The 22,373-nt window shown below is 48.3% G+C and carries 17 protein-coding genes; all 17 read left to right on the top strand.

Annotated features, from left to right (window positions below; all coding sequences use genetic code 11):
- The first annotated feature begins 62 nt into the window (after nucleotides 1-62).
- Nucleotides 63-368, top strand: coding sequence for a helix-turn-helix domain-containing protein (locus ABEA14_RS13280; RefSeq protein ID WP_345340508.1), 306 nt, complete (start codon nucleotides 63-65; stop codon nucleotides 366-368).
- 1,762 nt (nucleotides 369-2,130) lie between these two features.
- A complete protein-coding gene (locus tag ABEA14_RS13270; protein ID WP_345340507.1) occupies nucleotides 2,131-2,406 on the top strand; it encodes a pilus assembly protein in 276 nt (91 codons plus the stop codon).
- 84 nt (nucleotides 2,407-2,490) lie between these two features.
- Nucleotides 2,491-4,170, top strand: coding sequence for a pilus assembly protein TadG-related protein (locus ABEA14_RS13265; RefSeq protein ID WP_345340506.1), 1,680 nt, complete (start codon nucleotides 2,491-2,493; stop codon nucleotides 4,168-4,170).
- Nucleotides 4,167-5,018: a hypothetical protein gene (locus tag ABEA14_RS13260; protein ID WP_345340505.1), complete on the top strand. Its 852-nt coding sequence runs from the start codon at nucleotides 4,167-4,169 to the stop codon at nucleotides 5,016-5,018. Before ABEA14_RS13265 ends, ABEA14_RS13260 begins: the two co-directional genes overlap by 4 nt.
- 4 nt (nucleotides 5,019-5,022) lie before the next feature.
- Nucleotides 5,023-5,739, top strand: coding sequence for a hypothetical protein (locus tag ABEA14_RS13255; RefSeq protein WP_345340504.1), 717 nt, complete (start codon nucleotides 5,023-5,025; stop codon nucleotides 5,737-5,739).
- Nucleotides 5,736-5,933 carry a hypothetical protein gene (locus ABEA14_RS13250; RefSeq protein ID WP_345340503.1) on the top strand — a complete coding sequence of 66 codons (198 nt, stop codon included), beginning with the start codon at nucleotides 5,736-5,738 and terminating at the stop codon, nucleotides 5,931-5,933. The genes ABEA14_RS13255 and ABEA14_RS13250 overlap by 4 nt, the downstream gene beginning before the upstream one ends.
- A 29-nt stretch (nucleotides 5,934-5,962) precedes the next feature.
- On the top strand, nucleotides 5,963-6,904 hold the full coding sequence (cpaB, locus tag ABEA14_RS13245) for a Flp pilus assembly protein CpaB (protein WP_345340502.1): 942 nt from the start codon (nucleotides 5,963-5,965) through the stop codon (nucleotides 6,902-6,904).
- 25 nt (nucleotides 6,905-6,929) lie between these two features.
- Nucleotides 6,930-8,417 carry a type II and III secretion system protein family protein gene (locus tag ABEA14_RS13240; protein ID WP_345340501.1) on the top strand — a complete coding sequence of 496 codons (1,488 nt, stop codon included), beginning with the start codon at nucleotides 6,930-6,932 and terminating at the stop codon, nucleotides 8,415-8,417.
- A complete protein-coding gene (locus ABEA14_RS13235) occupies nucleotides 8,417-10,147 on the top strand; it encodes a TadA family conjugal transfer-associated ATPase (RefSeq protein ID WP_345340500.1) in 1,731 nt (576 codons plus the stop codon). Before ABEA14_RS13240 ends, ABEA14_RS13235 begins: the two co-directional genes overlap by 1 nt.
- Nucleotides 10,147-10,992 (top strand): type II secretion system F family protein, encoded by an 846-nt coding sequence (locus ABEA14_RS13230; RefSeq protein WP_345340499.1) that lies wholly within the window; start codon nucleotides 10,147-10,149, stop codon nucleotides 10,990-10,992. The genes ABEA14_RS13235 and ABEA14_RS13230 overlap by 1 nt, the downstream gene beginning before the upstream one ends.
- A 1-nt stretch (nucleotide 10,993) precedes the next feature.
- Complete coding sequence (locus ABEA14_RS13225) at nucleotides 10,994-11,866, top strand: type II secretion system F family protein (RefSeq protein WP_345340498.1); 873 nt, start codon at nucleotides 10,994-10,996, stop codon at nucleotides 11,864-11,866.
- A 3-nt stretch (nucleotides 11,867-11,869) separates the two neighbouring features.
- A complete protein-coding gene (locus ABEA14_RS13220; protein ID WP_345340497.1) occupies nucleotides 11,870-12,214 on the top strand; it encodes a DUF192 domain-containing protein in 345 nt (114 codons plus the stop codon).
- Nucleotides 12,189-12,659, top strand: a complete 471-nt coding sequence (locus ABEA14_RS13215; RefSeq protein WP_345340495.1) for a tetratricopeptide repeat protein — start codon at nucleotides 12,189-12,191, stop codon at nucleotides 12,657-12,659. The genes ABEA14_RS13220 and ABEA14_RS13215 overlap by 26 nt, the downstream gene beginning before the upstream one ends.
- Before the next feature lie 56 nt (nucleotides 12,660-12,715).
- Nucleotides 12,716-13,399: a TadE/TadG family type IV pilus assembly protein gene (locus ABEA14_RS13210; protein WP_345340494.1), complete on the top strand. Its 684-nt coding sequence runs from the start codon at nucleotides 12,716-12,718 to the stop codon at nucleotides 13,397-13,399.
- A gap of 17 nt (nucleotides 13,400-13,416) precedes the next feature.
- Nucleotides 13,417-14,304, top strand: a complete 888-nt coding sequence (locus ABEA14_RS13205) for an OmpA family protein (RefSeq protein ID WP_345340493.1) — start codon at nucleotides 13,417-13,419, stop codon at nucleotides 14,302-14,304.
- A gap of 2 nt (nucleotides 14,305-14,306) precedes the next feature.
- Complete coding sequence (locus ABEA14_RS13200) at nucleotides 14,307-16,685, top strand: hypothetical protein (RefSeq protein WP_345340492.1); 2,379 nt, start codon at nucleotides 14,307-14,309, stop codon at nucleotides 16,683-16,685.
- A gap of 101 nt (nucleotides 16,686-16,786) precedes the next feature.
- Entirely contained in the window at nucleotides 16,787-22,363 is a 5,577-nt protein-coding gene (locus ABEA14_RS13195; RefSeq protein WP_345340491.1) for a phospholipase effector Tle1 domain-containing protein, read from the top strand.
- The last annotated feature ends 10 nt before the right edge of the window (nucleotides 22,364-22,373 follow it).

The raw sequence follows: 22,373 nt of genomic DNA, 5'->3' as shown, positions 1-22,373 counted from the left end.
CCTATTTGTACATGGCAATAGGGCATACTGCCCCGGTCATTCAATTGGATCGTTGAACCAGTATGCCAAGTAAAACCCAAACCAGCTTTTTTCGCCGTCTGCTACTAGCCCACCTGATTTCTAAAGGGATCGCCACCATACCGGCCATTGTTAAAGTGACGGGTATGCCGAGGCGTACAGCGCAAGACACGTTAAGTGCTCTGGAAGAACTGGATATACAGATTACGTTTGTTGGCGCAAATAAGAACGGGCATTACGAAGTGCAGGATTGGGGAGCAATTAATCCAGATTGGATCGCCAAAAACATTGAGATGATCTGCCATACCCTTGGCTACCCTACTTGTAGCATCACAGGCCGAGACAGATAACAATACGAATTTAGATGACTTGGACAAAGGAATTGACCAATGACTCATCAAGTATCATCAGAGGAACAAAGCACTAAGCTTTTATCTATATACAGCAACGGCTATGAATGCGACTTCCGCCCCGAGCGAAGACAGAACAAGACAATCTCTTTAACCTTAGTCGCTGCTATCGCATCTCTTCTGCTTGGCTGCGTTCCCACCGTGAAACCTGAGCCTGAATACCATCCCAGGCAGCTTCATTACAACAGCCTAGCGAATCCCCCCATAATCCCTAGGAAATTCACAAAAGTAGACGCGCACCCCGTGGTTTGATCTAATTAGTTTCGCCAATAGCACACCATCTCAAACCCTGCACTGCGGCAGCGGGATGCACCGAATTCAGACCCGACAGGAAATGCTCGCTTAGCAATGTCCACAAATTCAAAAATTGACGCCTTAGTAACTTGATGGCGACAGCTTTTCATTCACCGAGTTAGGGCGTCATATACAAGGGTGTGTCTCCCCTAGCGCAACATCAAACGCATCGACGGGTTGTTGGGTAGCATTTAGCTGATTACCGAACCATTAGTGATTTACCGTTGGTGGGCGAAAGGTTTATGTGGAGCCAATCCCATGTCCGTTGTATAGGTCGATAGTACGGATGTAAGTAAGTACCTGCGCAATAGCGACTCTGCACGCTTCCGTGTCAGTGAAAAGCCGCTCTGTCACACTCTATGAGTCCACTTTTGAGTTTAAGGTTTACAACTTACACCATTGATTATCACTAATGCGGGTTATCGTAATACCTTGTGCAGGGAGATCACATCTTGTGCTGGTACTGGTTAGGCCGCTTACGTGGTAAGGCGTGTTATCAGGTCGATAAGCAAAGGGTACTAACCAACGCCCTGCATCACTCGGCGAACACTAAACCCAGATCTATTGGTACCGTACAGATACCCAAATATGAAGCCAATGCCCTGTTACGTATACCTGTTCAAGTCCAAAGATAGGCAGCGCAAAAGCTCTGTAAAATCTTGAGATGTTCTGCCACTTGGCAGGCTATCTCTGGTCACGAATAAAGACTTAAAAGTCGAACCCAAAAGGCTGATTCCCTCCCTTCAATTCAGAACTGGTTAATAAAAACCTCGTGGGGCATCGGTCTAAATAAAAACGCAATCGAAACCATTAGCGAATGAGCACGCCCAACAGTTTCAATGACAACTTTCAGCTATGAATTAACGTTTCGGTTAAACGCTTAGCGTAAAAGCTTCGCTAAATAAGGATATCATAATCGAACATTAATTAACCAAAAATGATACATGAATCATCACTGTTTAACCTTCTGAATATGGCAGGCTCCCGCTTCTTTATTGTTGTAGTGCGCTCCGATTTTACCTGAATATAAACGCATAACATTAAACGTAACATCAAACTAAACATAGCCAATCTATACTCTGGGCAGAGGAGACGCAGCAGCTAAATCCAGTTCTGATATCACCCAAAATATACATATTTTCTCGTAAATACATGTATTTAACATACCAATTATCTATTTTAACTTTTAATGACCATTGTCAATAAAAGGTTAAACCTTGATTGACCAAATTTTACTAATTCAGATAATGCGCTTGCACCCAAGGAGGGGATATAGGGCAATTCCTTTGTTTAATACTTCATTTAACAAGGTTAATCGCTCGCTCCTTCCCTAAGCAATGGGCGCACAATGGTATCGATAACATTTATGATGCCAATTTAAATAATTGCGTTTAAAAAGGAGATTGGCATGGCCATCCGCAACATCAAGCATATGCGTCGTCAACTAGGTCAGGGTATGACTGAATACATCATTATCACGGCATTGATCGCCATTGCCGCTATCGGTACTTACGGCTTGTTTGGAGAAACCCTCCGTAATCAGGTAGCCGCTGTTACAACCGAACTATCTGGTCAAAACAGTGATGCTGTCATTCAGAAAGCACAAGACGATGCAGACGCAGCTCAAGCGTTGGCTGATCAAGAGTACAACCTGAGTAACTATGACGACGGTGCAGCACAGTAGTCGATAAGTTACTGATTCATGGATTTGAGTTTGGAGGCATAGTTGATAGGAAACGGACGTCTTATATCTAAACAGCGCGGTAATGTGATCGTAATTAGTGCGCTGTTTCTGATAGCTTTGTCTCTTGCATCTTTGATGGTGTATGACTCAGGGCGAGTCAATAATGAACGCACAAGACTGCAAAACACCGCTGATGCAGCTGCCTATTCGGCCGCAGTGATTCAAGCACGCGAGTTAAATTTCCACGCGTATACAAACCGTGCCATGATCGCTAATCACGTGACAGTCGCCCAGTTAGTGTCGCTGTCATCTTACCTACAAAACAATCAGCAAATCTTTTGGACATTTGAGGGCATTGCTGACTGGCTACGCTATATCCCATACATCGGTCCCGCAATTGACGCCTTTTTCACCGTCGCAGAACGAGTTTTTGGCTATCTAAATTTAGGCCTGCAGCGGGCTGGTGACGGATTAATACCGCTTCAAGAGGGCGCAGTTTTTGCTTTGTCCTACGCACAAACCTTAATGCATGCGGCAACCACAGGCGGCATGTTTTTCGATGTTTTTGAGGTCATCGATCAAAATGACAGTGAGGCCTCAGCCGGTCTTGCTGGCGGGCTTTTAACCGCAGACGATATACGCGTATGGCTCAACTTTGTTCAAAAGTACGAGGTTGAACGCGCAGAACAAGCCTATGGGGGCTCAGATGGCAGCACTGGGCCAACCTGTCTTTATTACAATCAAAATTGTGATGACGACGATGGCGTCGATAATGAAAGACACAAAGAGCGAATGGACGAATTTCGCCAAGTGACACTGGCCAGTCGAGACCAATTCTCAACCACCAGAAACAACCGATTCTGGAGAATCAACTGGCTACCCTTCCCGCTGATAAAATTAGAATTCCGCCAATATGGTGGCACAGAAATGGGACGTGCCGAAGGCAAAGATGCGCCCTACTACTCATGGTCAGCCAAAGACACATTAAGTATGTGGGTTCAAAAATGGAAATTCTCCTGGCGTGGCCCCAGAAGAAAGTGGAGCGAGACTGAACTCGGCTGGGGAAGGCAAGCTACTTACCACCCAGATGGCTTTGACTGGAGCGTACCTGTATCTAACGACTACACCCCGCCTTGGTGGTGTAACTATGCGCCTTATGCCTCCCAATGTCAGGGACCTGACCTTGAGCAATATTGGGGAGGGGCCCATAAAAATGATGATGCGGCAGAAAAAGTCGATAAGCGAGACAGAAAAACAAGGTATTGGGAAGGAACGACCGATAAATTTAATGGCTCTCGCCACAATTACCGAGGCCGTTTTGATGGTATCGGACACCGAAAAGGCGGATTGGGGGCCAATGGCCGATTCGGTTATACCGGGCTGAAAGACTTCCATGGCTTAGCTACCAACGAACAGACATCGAAAGCGGTACCGGTTCGCATCTACCTTGAGAAAGGTCATGACAAGATTAACACCAGTAACAACATTGATGATGTCGCAGACAGCACTAGCCGAAATACGCTGGAATCAGCTCAAGGTTCCGGCCTGAACCTGGCTCGAGTCATGACGTTATCCAAAGCGGAAGCCCATTTCCTGCGCGCGTCAGATATATCAGGCTGGCAACGACGTGACGGCAAATTTGAGTATGGAAGTCTGTATAACCCTTATTGGCAACCACGCCTTTCTTCCTACAGTAATTCCCAAGCTGGTGACACTGTCGACGATGCTACGGGACTAGACCCAGATTGGAGACCCATACCATGATCTCCTCACCAATAAAATCGCAGCAGCAAGGTCAAGCCCTTGCAGAGTTCACCATTGTCGCCTCACTGATTTTGGTACCCGCTTTTCTTATGCTACCGGTGATGGGCAAGTATATGGAAACCCAACATAAATCCCAAGAAGCCGCACGATATGCTTCGTGGGAACGTTCTGTTTGGCTCGCAGATTATGCTGACGGTGTGCCGCAACGAATTACCAAGTCAGATAATCAAATCGGTCACGAAATTACCGCGAGAATCCTAGCGGAAGGTGATCAGAGAATCGATTCTAACCAGGGCGCGTTTGACGACTCGCTATCCCTGGACCCGATACTTTACGCTTACAACCCCGAAACAGAACAACGAGAGTTACTTATCGATGCCGATGGGGATGAGCCACTCTATGTCAACGTTTCAGCCTCAAGTGGACGTATCAATGGGCCTTACTCAACCGCCATCGATCTGACCGTTGGCAATCTATCCCGCTTCACTGATTTCGATGTCAACGTTAACGGCTTTGTCAGCAGTCAGGCTAGCATCAAGATGAAAGACTTGTCTTGGCTCAGCGCATTTGATTGGAGCAATAACGGGCTGGCAGCACCTTTTGAAATCTCTTCAAATCATTCCATGTTAACAGACGGCTGGAATGCAGGAGGCCCCTCACACCAAGACCGAACCGTCTCTGCGTTGGTGCCGTTAGATATGTTTGAACCCCTTCTAAACAATGTGGTAACGACGGGGCTCAGCTATGTTCCGTGGCTAAGCTATCTTGACGACATAGAGCTAGGCATAGTCGAGCACGACGCCGTGCCCAATCAAGATCCCAATCCTAATCGCGTATTAAAGGACTAGTTGAATGCGATTTTTTCTCCTCGTTATTACTTTTCTGACTGCCACCTTGGGCCTACAGGCGCAGGCCACCGACTGGCCAACGTTCCCAGTTCCTGATAATGCGCAGGTAACCATCATCGCCCAGGAAATAAGGAATAATGGACTGCCTCTCCATATTCTCGAACTCAGAACAGATAAAACCATGGCCGAAGTCATGAGTTTTTACCGCCAAGAGTGGACAAACAACACAGGTGATGTCGAAGGTTTTATTGAGCAGGAGCTAAATGGCGCACCACTCATCAGCCACTACGATCCTAGTGAACAGATGATGTTTGCTGTGCAACTTAATAAAGTTCAAGGCATTACGATCGGCACACTTTCAATCTCCTATATGGGCATTTTTGAAGATGAAAGTGATTTCTCTCCCGGTAAAGGCCTCCCAGTACCGGCTCGCTCCGTCGTTATTCAGGACTTCACAGCCGCAGAGATGGTTGGCTCCTCCCGAACCGCCACCATTAGAACCAAGCAGTCCATTGCTATGGCTAAAGAGTTTTATCTCAAGCATTACATGAACAGGGGCTGGCAGAACATCAGCTACCGCATGAAAGACTCGCGCTCAAAAGGCATCCTGCTTTTTTCTAGAAATGGTAACGAAGTTCAACTGATTTTTAGCAGGCCCAAAGGCAGCGATGTAACAGACATTGTCATGGTACAAGTCAACAAAGGGAGTGGGTTGAAATGAAAAGCCAGCGCGGCATAGCCATGATCGAATACATGCTTGTTTTTGCAGCTCTTTTGGTCACTTTGCTGACGCCTTTAGACGATAACTATATGCCCTCCCAGAATGGGCGAAACATTATCGAACGTCTCAATGACGCAATTCGACAAAATCAAACCGCGTACGAAGAAGCAACTTCAATCGGCGTGCTTCGTTAGTCATTCAGTATCAGAAGTAGTAGTAAATAATGGCAATCAAAATCAATGACAACCTAAAATCCTGGGGCCTACTGGCCGCCGGGATCATTCTCGCCGTGATAGCGTATTTTAGTTCGCAGTCTTACCTGCAAAGCGAAAAAGAAGAGCTGCTATCGAATATCCGCAAAAAAGAGGCTGCCACAGTGGAAGTGGTTGTTTCGAGCAAAAAGATCAATGCAGGTGATTTCATCGGTGCCAGTAACATGGCTGTCGCCAAGGTGCCGGCGAAGTACTTACCTGACAGCTACGTCAGCCCACTGGAGTTCACTCAGTATGCAGGCAAAGAAATGCTCGTTGATATGTCAAGGGGTAAACCGCTGTTAAAGATTTATGCTGGCGGCGAAAAGGCGGGACGTTTTTCGGACCTCATAGCGAAAGGCGACCGCCCTCTTACCTTAGAAGTTGATAGCCTCGAATCTAACGAAGAAATGATCGAAGTGGGCGACCACGTCGATCTGGTTTTGATGGTAAAAGGAGGGGAAAACAACACCGTCGAAAAGCTCGATATACTCGCCGAGAATGTGAATGTCATCGCCACTGGCGCTCGACGAAGTGCTTCCACCAGCGCACAAGGTAAGACCATCGCACCCAGTGATTTCTATGGTTACAACACCATCACCGTCGTTCTAGAAGCGGAACTCGCAGGACAAGTTCTCCTTGCACAAGAAAACGGTGATTTGGTTGTGATGCTCCGCAACCAGGTAGACACAGAAGAGCTTGATTTTGAGGAAATCGCATACGGTGCAACCTCCAACGTCTCTTCAGGGAGCATCCAGTATTTTGCTGGCTCGCTTTCAGAGAACGGTGGGCTAATCACCGCGTTTGTCCCCGTAATTTCAACCACAGACCCAAGTAAAAAACTCAAACGTTGGCAAGCTCCGGTAGCCACAACAGAAGAACCAGAAGAAGCAAGCCTTGCTGAAAGCAAGTAACCTTTTTTGTGCATGGAAGTAATGAATGAAAGCAGTATTCAAATTATGTGTACTTGTCATTGCCTGTTTTACTCTTTTTGCTCAGGCTCAGGTATCACAGTATCCAAAGATCGGTGAATTCAACGTTCAGCTATATGTCGGCCAAGTTTTCACGCTCAAGGTTCAAGATGTTGAACGGATTGCTGTAGGTAACGACCAGGTTTTAAGTACATCAGTCCTCGCTGAAGGCGAACTGATGATTATCCCTAAAATGCCCGGTAAAACTGAAATCTATGTTTGGACTAAGGGAAACAGGCGCAGCGAATACGACGTCACCGTTACCGCATTGGATATGGACCGCCTCACGCTGGATGTGCGCAAAATTCTAAAAAGTTTTAATGGCGTAACCGTTCATCGTGAAACAGACAAAATTATGCTCATAGGGCGAGTCACGAAAGACGACCTAGAGAAAATTGATGCCATCGTAAAGGGCCTTCCCAATGTGGTAAACATGTTAAGACTCAGTGATTTCGAGGAAATTCAAGAGCTTATAGAGGGTATTGAAGGTGTCGAACTCGCTAACCAACGTGGTAAATCCGTACTTCGAGGAGCCATCAAAGCGGCTGACGCTTTTAAAATTGAAGAAATTCTTCGCCGATACCCGAATGCAATCTCTTTTGTAGAGCTTGAACAAGTCGAGATGAAAAAAATGATCTCGATTCGAGTAGAAATTTTAGAGCTGCAACGTAACGCGCTTGAAGAGTTAGGCATTGAGTGGGTAAGTCAGATAGCGGGGCCATCAGCCGGCGTAGCAGGCGCATCAATCACTAACGATTTCTTCAAAGTAGTAAGCCCTGGCGCTGAAGAGTTGGTGGAAAACATCGCAATCTCTGATGGATCTCTTTATGGGTCATTAGGCATGGCCTCTTCCATTACATCTCAAATCAACTTAATGGCCCAAACAGGTCAGGCTCGGTCCCTCGCACGCCCAATGCTAAACACCCGCAGCGGTGAGAAAGCTGAATTTCACGCCGGCGGCGAGTTCCCCTATCCAGTCCGAGATCAATTCGGCCAGGTCACAGTGGAATTTCGAAAGTACGGCATCATGCTCAACATCGAACCCGTAGTAAATGAACAAGGCAAAATTCTCACAGACCTGCATGCCGAAGTAAGTTCGCTCGATAACTCAACCGAAGTTGAAGATGTCCCCGGTTTATTTAACCGAGAGATATCAACCGTTGTTAATGTTGATTCAGGCCAAACCATTGTACTTTCAGGTCTTGTGCAAGCCGAAGATTCTCTCGTTTACGACAAAATACCCTACCTCGGCGACCTACCTCTGCTAGGAGCTCTCTTCCGCTCAGAAAACTTTATCAATAAGAAAAGTGAGATGGTCATTCTTGTGACACCCGCAGTGATGGATCCCAACGGCACTAGCTTAGAGACCGAATTCAGAGATCAGCTGATTGAGAGCTTTAATGGCGACATTCGCCCTATTTATGACGCAGAATTTGAGATGGGGTTGTTTGACTGATGTTTACAGTAACGGTTGCAACCAAAAAAGGTAGCAAAGTTGGTGATTTCCCCTGCGTAAACAATGAGTGTTACCTGGGAAAAGATCCTGACAACCTGATTATCTTACGAGGATGGGGAATCAGTCGCCAACATGCCTGCATCTACCTGCAAGATAAAGATGTCTATGTTCGCGCATTAAACAAGAAATCTCCCATCACAGTGAGTGGCGAGGCTGGCGAACATTTTGGTCCGCTATCACAAACCGACATGATAGAAATTGGTGGTTACTTGATCCAGGTAGCCAGTAATAACGGCGGCCAAGCGGAGTCCCAGTCCACGCAGCAAACAAAACCCAATAACCCAACACAAGAAGAAGTAACAACTGAAGCGCCAAGTGAACATGCCACATCAATAGAGCAGCCACACAGCGCCTCAACAGAAACGATAACAAGCGAGGATAACAGTAACTCTAAAGAAAAAGAGTACTGCCAATGGCGTGCCATTGTGCATCAAAGCCTCATTAAACTGCTCGACTTACGCCGTATTGATGTTGACGAAATGTCAGATACGGAGCTCCGGAAAAACTCCATTAACTGGATCACTGAAGTGATCTCGAGTTTGGAGTCAATACCGACACATATCAACAAAGACAAGTTGATGAACCAAGTGCTTAATGAAGCCGTTGGGTTGGGTGCACTTGAAGAGCTCCTCGAAGATGATGACATCAGTGAAGTCATGGTGAATGCAGCTGATGAAATCTTCTATGAAAAGAATGGCCGCCTTATAAAGTCAGAAGTCACATTTACCGACGATAACGCTGTAATTTCAGCAATTGAGCGCATTGTCTCTCCCCTGGGTAGACGAATCGACGAATCAAGCCCAATGGTTGACGCACGCCTTAAGGATGGCTCACGTGTGAATGCGGTGATCCCACCCTTAGCACTAAAAGGCCCTAGCATCACCATTCGTAAGTTCATGAAACAACGACTGGACACCTCTGATCTCGTGCGTTTTGGCAGCCTTAACGAAGAAATGGCGGAATTTCTACAGTTTGCTGTATTGCAAAAAAAGAATGTCGTTATTTCGGGGGGGACAGGCTCTGGTAAAACGACTCTTCTGAATGTGCTGTCCAATTACATTCCGGATGGCGAGCGAATTGTGACAGTAGAAGATGCCGCCGAGCTCAAACTTTACCAGCCCAATCTCGTTTCATTGGAGGCTCGCCCGCCAAATCAAGAAGGTGCAGGTGCAGTTTCTATTCGTCATTTAGTTAAAAACTGTCTGCGTATGCGGCCAGACAGAATCGTCGTTGGAGAGTGTCGTTCGGGTGAAGCCTTGGACATGTTGCAGGCAATGAACACTGGCCACGACGGTTCGCTGACGACACTGCACGCTAACTCGCCTCGAGACTGCATCTCTCGCCTTGAAGTCATGGTTATGATGGCGGGAATGGATCTGCCGGTACTGGCTATCCGAGAACAGATATCCTCTGCTGTTGACATTATCGTGCAACAAACACGGTTCCCTTGTGGTTCAAGAAAGATCACATATGTCGCCGAAGTAAACGGCATCGAAAACGGGCGGCTCATGCTATCCGAAATTTTCAAATTTTCGCAGAGTGGATATGACGCTAATGGCAAAGTTCAAGGCTACTTTGAGGCTACTGGCCTAATCCCTGATTTTTGTGAAGACCTAGCTAAGCGCGGTATCGACATCAACCTAAATATGTTCTCTGGAGCAAATGCCTAATGATGTTAGTGCTTAGTTTGCTCGCTGCCGCGTCGGTTTTTTTCCTGGTGATGTTTTTTTCCAGAATTGGGCAATCATTCGCGGAAGTTTACCAGTCTCAAATTGAGCGACATGCGAATACAACGCTTGCAGACATGTATCTTTTCGTCTCGCCCAAACGATTGCTTCAGATAAATTTAGTTTCGATGTTTGTGGTCTGGTTAGTCACGCTCATCATTTCTGAAAATCCTGTATTTAGCGCGCTGGCAGGCGTCGGGGCGGGATTTGCACCTCGCATCGTATACAAAAAGCTCAAAGAAAGGCGAACGAAGCTGTTTCTAGCGCAACTGCCTGACGGATTACAGACCATTGCGACCTCAATGCGTGTTGGCGCCAGCTTTAAGTCCGCATTAGAGCAGATGGTCAGAGAGCAACTTCCACCAATATCTCAGGAGTTTGGCCTCGTTATTAGAGAGATCCGTATGGGTGTTGAATATGACGAAGCCTTTCGCAACTTGGAAAAACGCCTACCGCTTGATGAGGTCAACCTGCTGGTCTCGGCAGTGCTAATCAACAAAGAAGTAGGGGGGAATCTGGCTGATATTTTGGCAAAGCTTTCCTCTACGGTGCGCCGAAAGTTGGAGATGGAAGGCAAAATTGACGCCCTCACCGCGCAAGGGCGAATGCAAGGCTGGGTGATGACCGGACTGCCGGTATTTGTGGGGTTAGCACTAAGCCATATCGAACCTGAAGCCATGGGTCGGATCACCACTGAGTTGAGTGGATGGGTGGTGATTATCATCAGCACTATCTTGCTCGGCATTGGTTACTTTTTCATTCAAAAAATAGTGAATATCGACGTTTAGTATGAATTTCTCAATTATTGCGCTGAGCGCGCTATTTATGGTCGCCACCGTGCTCATCATATTTGGGGCATACAATGTACGCAAAATCATGCCCCGCGAGGATCGTGAATATCTGGATCCCTTGCCGTTTTTGCTGCGCCCAATATGGCCTTTAGTCAATCTTATTGCGACCTACTTTGGTGAGCGACTGCCGGTTGACGAGCTGGAACGCCAAGCGAAGATGCTGCAGCGTTCAGGCTTAGATTACCTGTTTACACCGGAACAACTTTTTGGAATACAAGTAATTTCAGCGGTCTGCTTTAGTGCCGGCTGCTGGATAGTAATGTCTGTGCTGGGCAATGCTGGTTTTTTACCTGTCTCCCTTGCAGCCCTTTTTGGTGCTGTATTTCCTCGAATTTCGTTAGGTGATTACCGCAAGAAGCGCGAAGGTAACATTATCAAGCACTTGCCTACTTACCTCGATTTCTTGGTCCTGACCGTAGAGGCAGGCCTCAACCTGACTGCAGGCTTAGCACAAGCAGTAAAAAAAGGGCCCATCGGTCCACTGCAATATGAGTTTTCTAGAGTCTTGAGGGAGATTAAGGCCGGGAAACCAAAATTGGATGCTTTAAGGGCAATGGATGACCGGCTCGGTGTCAAGGAGGTGAGCAGTTTTGTCTCCGCCTTGGTTCAGGCAGAGAAGTCAGGCGCCAGTATTGGCGACACGCTAGCAATTCAAGCTGAGCAACGTCGGGTCGAGCGCTTTCAACGCGCCGAGAAAAAGGCATTGGAAGCCCCCGTTAAACTGGTCTTTCCATTGGTCGCATTCATCTTTCCGGTGACCTTTATCATCATCGGCTTCCCAATCGTCATGAAGTTTCTTTACGAGGTTTAACGTATGCAAAGTCAGCTACTGAAAGGTACCCGGGTGCTATTCAATGACGTTACCGTTGCCAACAACTTTTTGGCCCGCTTAAAAGGTCTGTTGTTTAAAGACGGCCTTACCGAGCAAGAGGCGCTCTGCCTTACACCTTGTAACGCGGTTCATACGTTGGGAATGCGATTTCCAATCGATGTCGCGTTTCTCAATAAGGACAATATTGTGACGAAGATAGTGCCTGAAATTGGCAAGAGAAAAGCAACATCCGACAGGCGCGCACATAAAGTCATCGAATGTAGTGCAGGTCTGTTAAACAAACTCGGTGTAGAGGTCGGCGATGAACTCAGCTTTAAAAATCTTTAGTCGCGCTGTCACCGCGATTATTTGCCTGTTTTTAATGGGTGGCTGCGTGTCACATACGCAACGGGTGGTGGAAGAAAAACCACTTGATAAGCAGATCTACGAAACGCTTGAAAAGGCCGACGGTTACTACAAGCAAGGTCGTTTGGCAGAAGCGGAAACCGAGTATCTAAAGATCACGCAGCAGTATCCAAAGTACAGCTACGCCTGGTACAGATTAGGCAACATTTATGTTCGCACCGGTCATATGGACGCAGGGGTAAGGTCTTATGAGCAGGCAATCAAAGCTGACCCAGAAAATTCCCGAGCTTGGTACAACCTATCACTCACTCGGGTTAAGCAAGCCATTGCTGTATCGGACGATGGTCTTTCTATCATTCCAATAACGGACAACGATAGAAAGCGCCTCGAAATCTTGCAGTCTCGCTTGCTAGAAATCATCAAATAGGGCCTGCACAAATGCTCGGAAGACATGCCTCTAAGAGAAAAATCGCGGGTCAGTCCATGGTAGAAACGCTCATTGTTCTGCCGTTGGCCGCTTTGCTCATTTTCTCAATATTTGAGATTGCCCTGGCCTATCGCGCCAAAAGTACACTAAGCCGTGCCGCATTTGAAACCGTCAGAGCTGGCGCTCTCAACTATGCATCAATGGCATCGATGAACAGCCAGCTTGCAAAGTCCTTAATCCCTCTTTATGTCGATGGCGATGCCGGAGTGACAAGCGTAGGAATGGCTTGGGCCGAGGCTGAGTTGCTGGTCAGAACCGGCGGGGCAAGGGTGTCCATTATTAGCCCGACAAAAGAAGTCTTTGAAGCCTTTAAACAAGAAACTTTTGTTCCCGATCTTAATAGGAACGAGTGGATCATACCGAACGACAACCTCACTTGGCGCTCCACCGCTCAACGATCAATAGGATCTGGTGATGAAAGTTATCAACTCAACATGCAGGACGCGAATCTACTTAAAGCAGAAGTTCGCCTGTGTCATGAACTACTTGTACCCATTGTCGATGACATCATCGTAGCAACACTTGCCGGACTCATGACTATTGGCGCCGTCGACATTGACCCTATGTTTGGTCAATGCAACCTCGCCATGTCAGCAGTGACAGGCAAGAGCTACATCGTTTTATCTGCAAACTCAATTTTTAGAATGCAAACCCCGGTCCTTGGTAACGACCTTCCGTAACGAATAGGGAATTTTCAATGAAGTATCTAAAGCCCATTATCGTTAGTTTAATACTTAGCACTTCTCACACTGTACACGCAGCGCCTGAGTTGAACTTCGATTTATCTAACTCCGCTGTACTATTTGATGAGAGGACTGAGATCCACACAAAGGTCGATTTAATCGCAGGCAAACTAGAAGAGGTATTTGATAAGGACAACAACAGCGAAGGCATTCGCCCTGCCGAGCTAAGAACAGAAGTTGGCGTGGCACAGTGGCAGGTGTTCGACTTTGGAAAACAACAATCTGCACTCAGTCTCTCTTCGACATACATTGATTACGTTCAGCAACAAAAGGACATGATCCTATTTGAATGCCATGGTGAAGCATGCGGTGCCGTTGAAGCATGGGAGCTCTTTTTAAATGCCAACGAGTTAGGCAAGACCGAATCTCAACACTACATACTGACGCTCAAACAAGGAGCTGTGCATAGCGAGATCACTGCAGCTTACTTTAATGATGTCGGGCAGTATCCCCGCCTGCTCAGTGTAAAGGTCATCAGTCAGTCTGAAAGTGTTGGCACATCACCACAGATATCAAATATCTACTTTGAAGAAGGTAAGTCATCACTTGGATTCCCTCAGAAGAAGCTACTGAAAGAACTCACTCACCACATCAAAAAAAATAAAGAAAGCAAATTTTTACTTGTCGGTCATACCAGTGTCTCGGGCTCATTGGAATCTAACCAAACACTCTCAGAAAAACGTGCAAAAACCGTTGCTAATTATTTAGTTGACCAAGGTATTGAGCAACACAGGCTAAAGCATGTTGGTATCGGTGAGTTGGCCCCTACAAGCAACTCAACCAACCCCATTGAATCGCAACAAGACCGCAAAGTCGCCGTATTTGAAGTAACGGAATTTTAAAAATGGACCTCGCATTTAGATCTATCAATTTGGCAGTTCTCCGCTCAATCTTCGTCGCGATGGCATTCGTCATTGCATTGGTATCTTGCTCTGGCTCATCACCAAAACCAGGGGAAGAAGACGAGCCAGAGTATACAATCACCGCAGTTATCGTTACGTGTCCAGTTGACTCACCTAGCATTACTGATTGTGTGGCAGTAACTGACAACGCACTCACTTCAAGTGACAACGCGTATCTGAGTATTACCGTGAAGGATAAGGCTCACAACCCCGCGGCTAATCAACTTGCGGAAGTGGCATCCACCCTGCTCTCACCCGCTGGCAATGGTGCTGTCACAACGGACGCAAACGGCCACGCCATGATAGCTATGCTGTATCAGAACATGGAAGGTGCAGGACAAGTTAGCGTCACGGTTGAAGATGTAGAAGAGACAATCAACATCTCAATTAGGCAAGTGTCATTGTTTTTGGGCTCACTGGTCGATGGGCAGTATATATCTGGCAACATTGAGCGTGCCGGAGACCCTGACGCCCTGCTGTCAGCAAGCGGTTCCACTACCTTAACCGTGCACGTATTTGACGAGAACAATCAAGCACACACACAACCAAAGCAAGTCTATTTTTGGTCCAGATGCGCGTCAATGACTGACGCTCTTGCCAGCCTGACACCTACAGTATGGACTGATGCTTCTGGAAAAGCCGTGGTGACGTACTCGAATCAAGGGTGTAGCGGTAGTGATACCGTTTATGCCACGTTGACCAGTGATCAGGTGCCGATGGCGCAACTTACGCTACCGTTGGCGGAACCTGAGTTGTCAGACCTGCAATTTGTCTCTGCCACACCTTCACAAATTGTACTCAAGGGCACGGGCGGCGCCGGTCGCTCCGAGGTTGGCCAAATCAAGTTTAAAGTCGTAGACCAATCCGGTAACGGCATCCCCGGCACTTTAGTCCAATTCTCTCTAACCACTAACCTAGGTGGACTTGAACTCTCAGAACTTGAGGGCTTCAGTGACGCCAATGGCTTTGTGCAAACAGAAGTGCATTCTGGCACCATCCCCGTATCTCTTCGTGTCCGTGCAGAGATCACAAGCGAAGGCGTCTTTGCACTGTCTGATGTAATGACCGTCGGCACAGGTGTGGCAGACCAGAACAGTGTTACCTTATCTGCAACGGAGTACAATTCAGAATCGCTCGACTATGCTAACCACGAAGTCGATATCGTCATTTCATTGGCTGATCACTTCAACAACCCTGTTCCCGATGGTACGGCCCCTGTATTTCGCACCGAAGGGGGCGCAATCACAGCCGCCTGTGAAGCGGGTACTGTTGATGGTCAATGTCAGGCCAAGTGGATTAGTTCAGACCCCACGCCAGAGGGCATTCAACTTGGGGATAGAGACTGCATAGGCCGAAACAGTGCTGGCGAAGACATCCTGATTTTTCCGGCAGGTCAAATGCTACCGTGCCCTGTTTCAGCGCGACCAGCAACCGCCTTCGAAAAGGCGTTTCACGGTGGTTTTGGCGAACCATACGCAGCTCGCATCTCGGTACTTGTCACAGCAATTGGCGAAGAATCCTTTGTCGATGAAAACGCCAACGGCGTTTATGACTGGGTTGACCAAAACAGTAATGGCTCTTATGACCAGGGCGAAGAAGAGCAACACTATCATGACCTGACAGAAGCTTTTCTTGATGACAATGAAGATGGAGTGTTCAGCTTAGATAGCAGCGTAAACCCAACCGGTCCCTACTGCTACGATGACGCCACAAAACTATGCCTGGAAAGAGAGGGTGGTCAACAGGAAGAATTCATTGATTTTGGCGGCCCGCAAGGAGGGTATCCTAATCAGCCTGATGGCGAGTTTAACCTAGCCAATGGCATTTATAACGGCTTGTTATGCTCTGATGAAGCAGAGCAACTTGGACTGTGCGTCAAAAACCTTATTCAAGTCAGAGAAACCATCACCCTTATCAAATCAGGTTCAACCGCTTACATATGGATTGTTCCCTTCGGCGGTAAGCCAGACGGCGCTACCGTTTTTGACGATCAAATTACCGGTTCGGCTGAAGACCACGTAGACCTTGTCAACCATGCAGCAGTCCCAGTAACCATCTGGGTATCAGACATCAACAACAATCCACTGCCACACGGTACGGAAGTCAGAATTAGTACCACCGTCGGTACAATTGAAGGCCAGGCCAGCTTCTCTGTACCTAGTACGGTTCAATATGGTCCTCTGCACTATCGTGTGAATGTTCTGAGGGACGAAGAGGAAGAAGAGGAAACACCAAGTGGCCCTGAGTCAGGCGTTCTAACCATTGAGACTGAAACACCTAAAGGGCATGTTTCCAGCCGAAGCATACTCGTAAGGGGTTGATGTAAATAGAAATACAACACCAAGCGATGAAGCCACCACTGCTTGGTGTTGTCCGTAGCAATCAGAAGAAAGCCAACGCACTCTGCAAACAAGGAAGTGCCATGAAAACACCAAAACTAACAACCGTTTCACTCAAGAAACAGCTTGGCAACAGCATGTCAGAGTACATGCCCTTGCTCGCGTTGACCCTGTTCCTAGGCGTGGGCGCCTATTCTCGGATGGGAGAGGCTGTCAGGTTTCAAGGAACCAAAGTCGCCATGGAACTTGCAGGTATTTCAACAGACGGAATGCAGGGGCCCGTTTTCAGCGTAGGCCCCGGTGCTGGTAGCGGCAATGGAAACTATGGTGGAGGCAATGGTACCGGAGGTTCAGGCGGTTCAGGTGGCGACTGGAACTCCGGTGGTGGCTGGAACTCAGGTGGCGGCTGGGGTACTGGCGGTTCAGGTGGCGGCACCGGCGGCAACAATGGAGGTACCGGCGGCGACAATGGCGGCGGCTCAGGCGGAGACAATGGCGGTTCTGGCGGCAACAATGGTGGTACCGGAGGTTCTGGTGGAGGCTGGGGAGGCGATAACGGCGGCTCAGGGGGCGGTTCCGGCAACGATAACGGTGGCAATGATGGCCCTGGCGACGGTAACGGCGGCACGGGCGGATCAGGATCTGGTAATGATGGAGGCTGGAATGGAGGCTCTGGCGGTACTGGCGGTGACTGGGGAAGCGGAGGTACCGGAGGCTCCGGCGATCCTGGGTTTCTTGATGGTGATAGTGGTCGTTGGAATGGTGGCAACAGTGGCGGTGGCTATTGCCCCATGCCTGGTGGGGACGCCCCGACCTACTCAGGTGTAGGCAACCCGATCAATTCGGCGACCGGAAACAAATTTCAGAAAGAAATCGATTATATTGGCAGTGGTGTATTTCCATTAGCTTTTATCCGCTATTACAACAGCTCAGACACAGATCGTGTCAGCACAGTCGGCGCAGGTTGGCGCCACTATTATCATCGTAAACTCTTTGTTGAGGTAAATGATAAAGGACGTCCGCGCGTGCTGATGCACCGCAATGATGGCCAACAAGCGCGCTTCATTTATTACAAAGAACAATTTGTAGCCGAGCCTGGCGTTGTGGGTGCCCTGCTGCCAATCCGTGACAACGGCCAGCTTGTCGCATGGCACTACACGTTGGGCACTGGGGAGACCGAAAAGTACAGCCGCGATGGTAGATTACTTTCCTTAACCAGCCGATACGGACGCACCCATACGCTTAACTACAGCGATGACAGGCAATTGCAATCTGTTGTCGATGATGTGGGCGCTGAGATCTCATTCCAATACCAAGATGGAATGCTAAGCGCTGTCACCTTACCGTCAGGAAAGCAGATTAGTTTCTCTCATGATAGCCAGCGAAACTTGGTAGGTATCTCTCAGATAGCGCCAACAGGTGAAATCTCAGAGCGCAAATATCATTATGAGGATGAACGTCACCCCGAAGCGCTTACAGGTATCACCGACGAAGAGGGCAAGCGCTACGCCTCCTGGCATTACGACGACGTGAAACGTGCGATCAGTAGCGAACACGGTAAAGGTGCAGAAAAAGTTACTTTGGTATACCACGATGATGGCACTACCACTGTAACAAACGCGCTGGGCCTTGCATCAAAATATCATTTTGCAGAGATCAGCGGCATCAGGCGAACCGCCCAAATCGAAGGTGATGAAACACTCGGTTGCGACGCCACAAAGAACTTCCATTTCTATTCAAGCGATGCTTTTGTGAATGTCGCGGTTGACGCCAATGGTGCAGGGACACTCACAGAGCGAGAACGCCGCGGTTTACCAACCAAACAGCGCACCGGCATGGAATGGGATGGTAGTAACTGGATTGAAACCCAAAAATCCCAAGAAACGCTAACAACATGGCACGAACGTATAGCCGAGCCGGTTCAAATTATTTATCGAGGAAAAGATGCCCAGGGACAATGGCAAGACTACCTCAAAATAACCAATGAATACGATCAGCGCGGGCGTATTGTATCGAGGACACTGCAAGACCTCACCGAGTCAGCTAACGATCCTAGTCGCACTGATACCACCCGCACTTGGCAGCACGAATACAGCTTCTATGACGTTGATGAAACACAAATCAAAAGCTGGGCTATTAATGGACCAAGGGCACCAGAAAATGGCCAGGACGACATCACGGTCCAGCACTTTGACCGTAGCGGCAATCTCATAAAAACAGTTAACGCATTAGGGCACACGGTCCATTTTAGTGAGTTGAATCATTTCGGGCAGCCAACGGTTCTCATTGATGCAAACGGCACCCGTCACACATTTGATTACAACCCGCGTGGCCAGTTGCTCTCTGCAACGGTTCATGGTGAAAACGGCGCCGTCACGCAGAGGTTCAGCTATCAAGCTAACGGCCTTCTTGACCATGTCGTCAGCAGTGATGGTCAACAACTGACACTGAAATACAACGATGCTCGCCAACTTATTCAATTAGGCAATCAGCAGGGAGACAGCATAACGCTCTCGCCTAACCGTCTGAATGGCCAATGGCAGAATGCCAGTGTTAGTAATAGACAAGGCGCCGTAGTACAAACGAGTGCACGTCAATTCAATGCGCTTGGGCAGGTCATCAAGGCGCTGGGGAACCACAAGCAAAAAACAGAATATCGATACAATGCAAGGGGCCAGCAACTCAGTCAGTCTCAAGCCAGGGCAGAACAAACGCTACTGAGCCAGTTCAACTATGACTTGCTGGGTCAACTTGTCCGCTATCAGGATCCAGAGGGTGGTATCACCGAATTCACATACGATGGGCAGCAGAGGTTATCCGTCGTCAAAGCACCAAATGGCGCGAAAACCACATTTATGCACAATGGCTTTGGAGAAACCATTCAAACCATTAACCCTGACAAAGGCACGCAGCATTACCGCTATGATGCAGCAGGGAATCTGATAGAAATAACGGCGGCCCCATCAACGACAGGGATTGTTTACCGTTACGACATGCTAAATCGTCGTATTGCGTTAGATCACGTCACAGATGAACTGGACACCCAATATCGATATGACCAAACCGATCCTGAGCATGGCGCTGGCATCGGACGCCTGACCCATATTAGCAATAGTGCCGGTCAATTTGACTACGGGTATGACCGACTCGGAAATATCATCAGAGACAGTCGCCTTATCGCTGTCGCTGACAAAGAATACCGTTTTAGTCTGCAATACCAATACAACCAAGCCAATCAGTTGGCGAAAATGATATACCCCGACGGCCTGGCAATCAGCTACACCTATGACAAGGGTCGATTGGTGGCAATGCAGCAGTCTCAACCAGGAAAGCCTGAGGATACCCTGCTTCAGAGTGTGCGTTATCGCCCATTTGCTGGCCCATATGCTTGGACCTATGGCAATGGCCTGAAAACAAGTCACACCTACGACAAGGATGGAAGGCTTACCCAGAGCAAACTGACGGATCGCAAAGGACATACTCACTGGCAGCGGCATTATCAATTTGATAATAGCAACTCACTTACTGCCATTAAATCTGACAACAGCACAACCCATTATCAGTATGACGGACTGGATCGTCTGCTTTCAGAAAGCAACGACAAGCTGAATTTAGCCTACAGCTATGACCCTGCAGGCAACCGTTTAACTCACCAGGTACGCGTTGGAGACGTTGAGCAAAATCTAAACTATCGTTATCAGGCAAAAAGCAACCGCTTAATGGGCGTGACAAATGAAAACGCAGAGCCTTCAGGGCTAGTTGAGAAAACAGAGAGTCATGTTACCCAACAAAGCGGGTCTGCAGATCCTGAAACGGCACCTAAGATCCGAGGCCTTCACTTCCTCAACAATATCAGCGGAAAACCCGCCGCTTTATTTAATCAGGGAGTGTTAAAAACCGCTTATAGCTATAACGCGCTCGGTCAACGTCAGGTTAAATCCTGGCGAGAGGGTGATGAATGGCATCATCAGTTGTTCTATTACAATAGAAACGGACAATTGCTGGGTGAGTGGTCACTTACCCCTAAAGGCGCGTTAAGTAAACAATACGTCTGGCTGGGCGATATGCCAATAGCACAGTTCAACCGAGCGGGTGAGCAACCCGAAGCGGCTATACTCTATCTGCACACCGATCATCTGCAGGCACCACGCCTCGCCACCAACAGTAAGCAGCAAACAGTGTGGCGATGGCAGAGCGATGCATTTGGCAACGGCAAAGCAGACTCAGACCCAGATCAAGACGGCTACCATCATCACGTCAACCTGCGCTTTCCGGGGCAATACGCCGACAAAGAATCAGGGCTGTTTTACAACATTCATCGCTACTACGATCCCACCATGGGGCGTTATACCTCTCCTGATCCATTGGGTTTGAGGGGCGGTATCAACACCTTTGCCTACGTAGCCTCCAATCCGGTGCACTTCTTCGATCCGCAAGGCCTACTGCTATTTGCCTTTGACGGTACGAATAATAACGACCCGGCGGTGCCAAAAACGACAATCAGTAATGTGGTGCACTTTAGAAACAGTTATCGTGCAGCATCATCGGAAATGCCCACATTGGCGGGGCGGCACTGGTACTACATCTCAGGTGTCGGCACCACGGATGCCGCCAGTGGCATATCGGGAGGTAATACAGATTTAGCGTTTGGTCACACGCTTGGAGAGCGTGTGGCCCATATGACAGGCTATTTAGTTGATCACATCAATGCCCTTGGTGACGCAGGCCGAACGTCAGATGTTTTAGATATTGACGTTGTCGGGTTTAGCCGAGGTGCTACATCCGCACGTGTTTTCCTAAATATTGTACAAGACATTATTGACGGGGCAACATCGCTCGAGTTCCCTGATTTTGAAACCGACTTTGTAGGCGCCTCCGCTGATAGCCTGGAAAATGCTCAGGCACTGATGCAGGGAGATAGCTGTAATCTTGGGATCAGCCTAAACCTGCGCTTTGCAGGTCTTTGGGATACGGTGTCACATTTCGGCCAGTGGCAGGGTGATGACCTGTCGGAGCTGCGACTGGGCCTCCCCGACTCAGTGGGCTATGCAGCCCACGCCGTAGCCATGGATGAAGAAAGGGACGATTTCCACGGCGTGTCCATTCACCAATCTGCCAATACATCAAACTCTTCTAACCGAATAGAACTTGGGTTTGTTGGCGCCCATGCTGATGTTGGCGGAGGCTACCCCGATGGTGATTTGTCTGACGCCGCCCTGATGTGGATGGTACAACAAGCGGAACAAGCGGGCGTACCTACACTCAACAGGCAATACCTTAGCACTGAAAGCCTAATGGAGGTTACCAACCCCATCGTGCACACCAGTCTGAATGCGCTGCCGATCTATATGCGAGGTCGAAACCTGAAGTACCTGGATGGTAGCTCTGTCTCGCAAAGAGACGCCTTTAGCGGGCCCAGAAACAGCGGCAGTATGACTCACGCGCAAAGTCAGCAATTCTACGACGATCATTACATGGTGGAGGACTGTGGAGTATTTGGCTGCGATATGGTTGAGGGCTGGGATGTCTCTGGAGAGAAAAGCCGTATCGGTTTGGTTAACGGCGATGCATACAGCCAGTGGCTACAAAACAATTATGGGCTGAATGTGACAATTGACCGCAGCGAGGCCTCTCCTATTCTGGCTGACGATCCAACCTAAGGCGATATGA

Origin of the sequence: Corallincola platygyrae, from assembly GCF_039544265.1 — a bacterium.
In the GTDB taxonomy this organism is placed as follows: domain Bacteria; phylum Pseudomonadota; class Gammaproteobacteria; order Enterobacterales; family Neiellaceae; genus Corallincola; species Corallincola platygyrae.
Note: the sequence above shows the minus strand (reverse complement) of the source record. Positions and strands in the feature narration are given on the sequence as shown.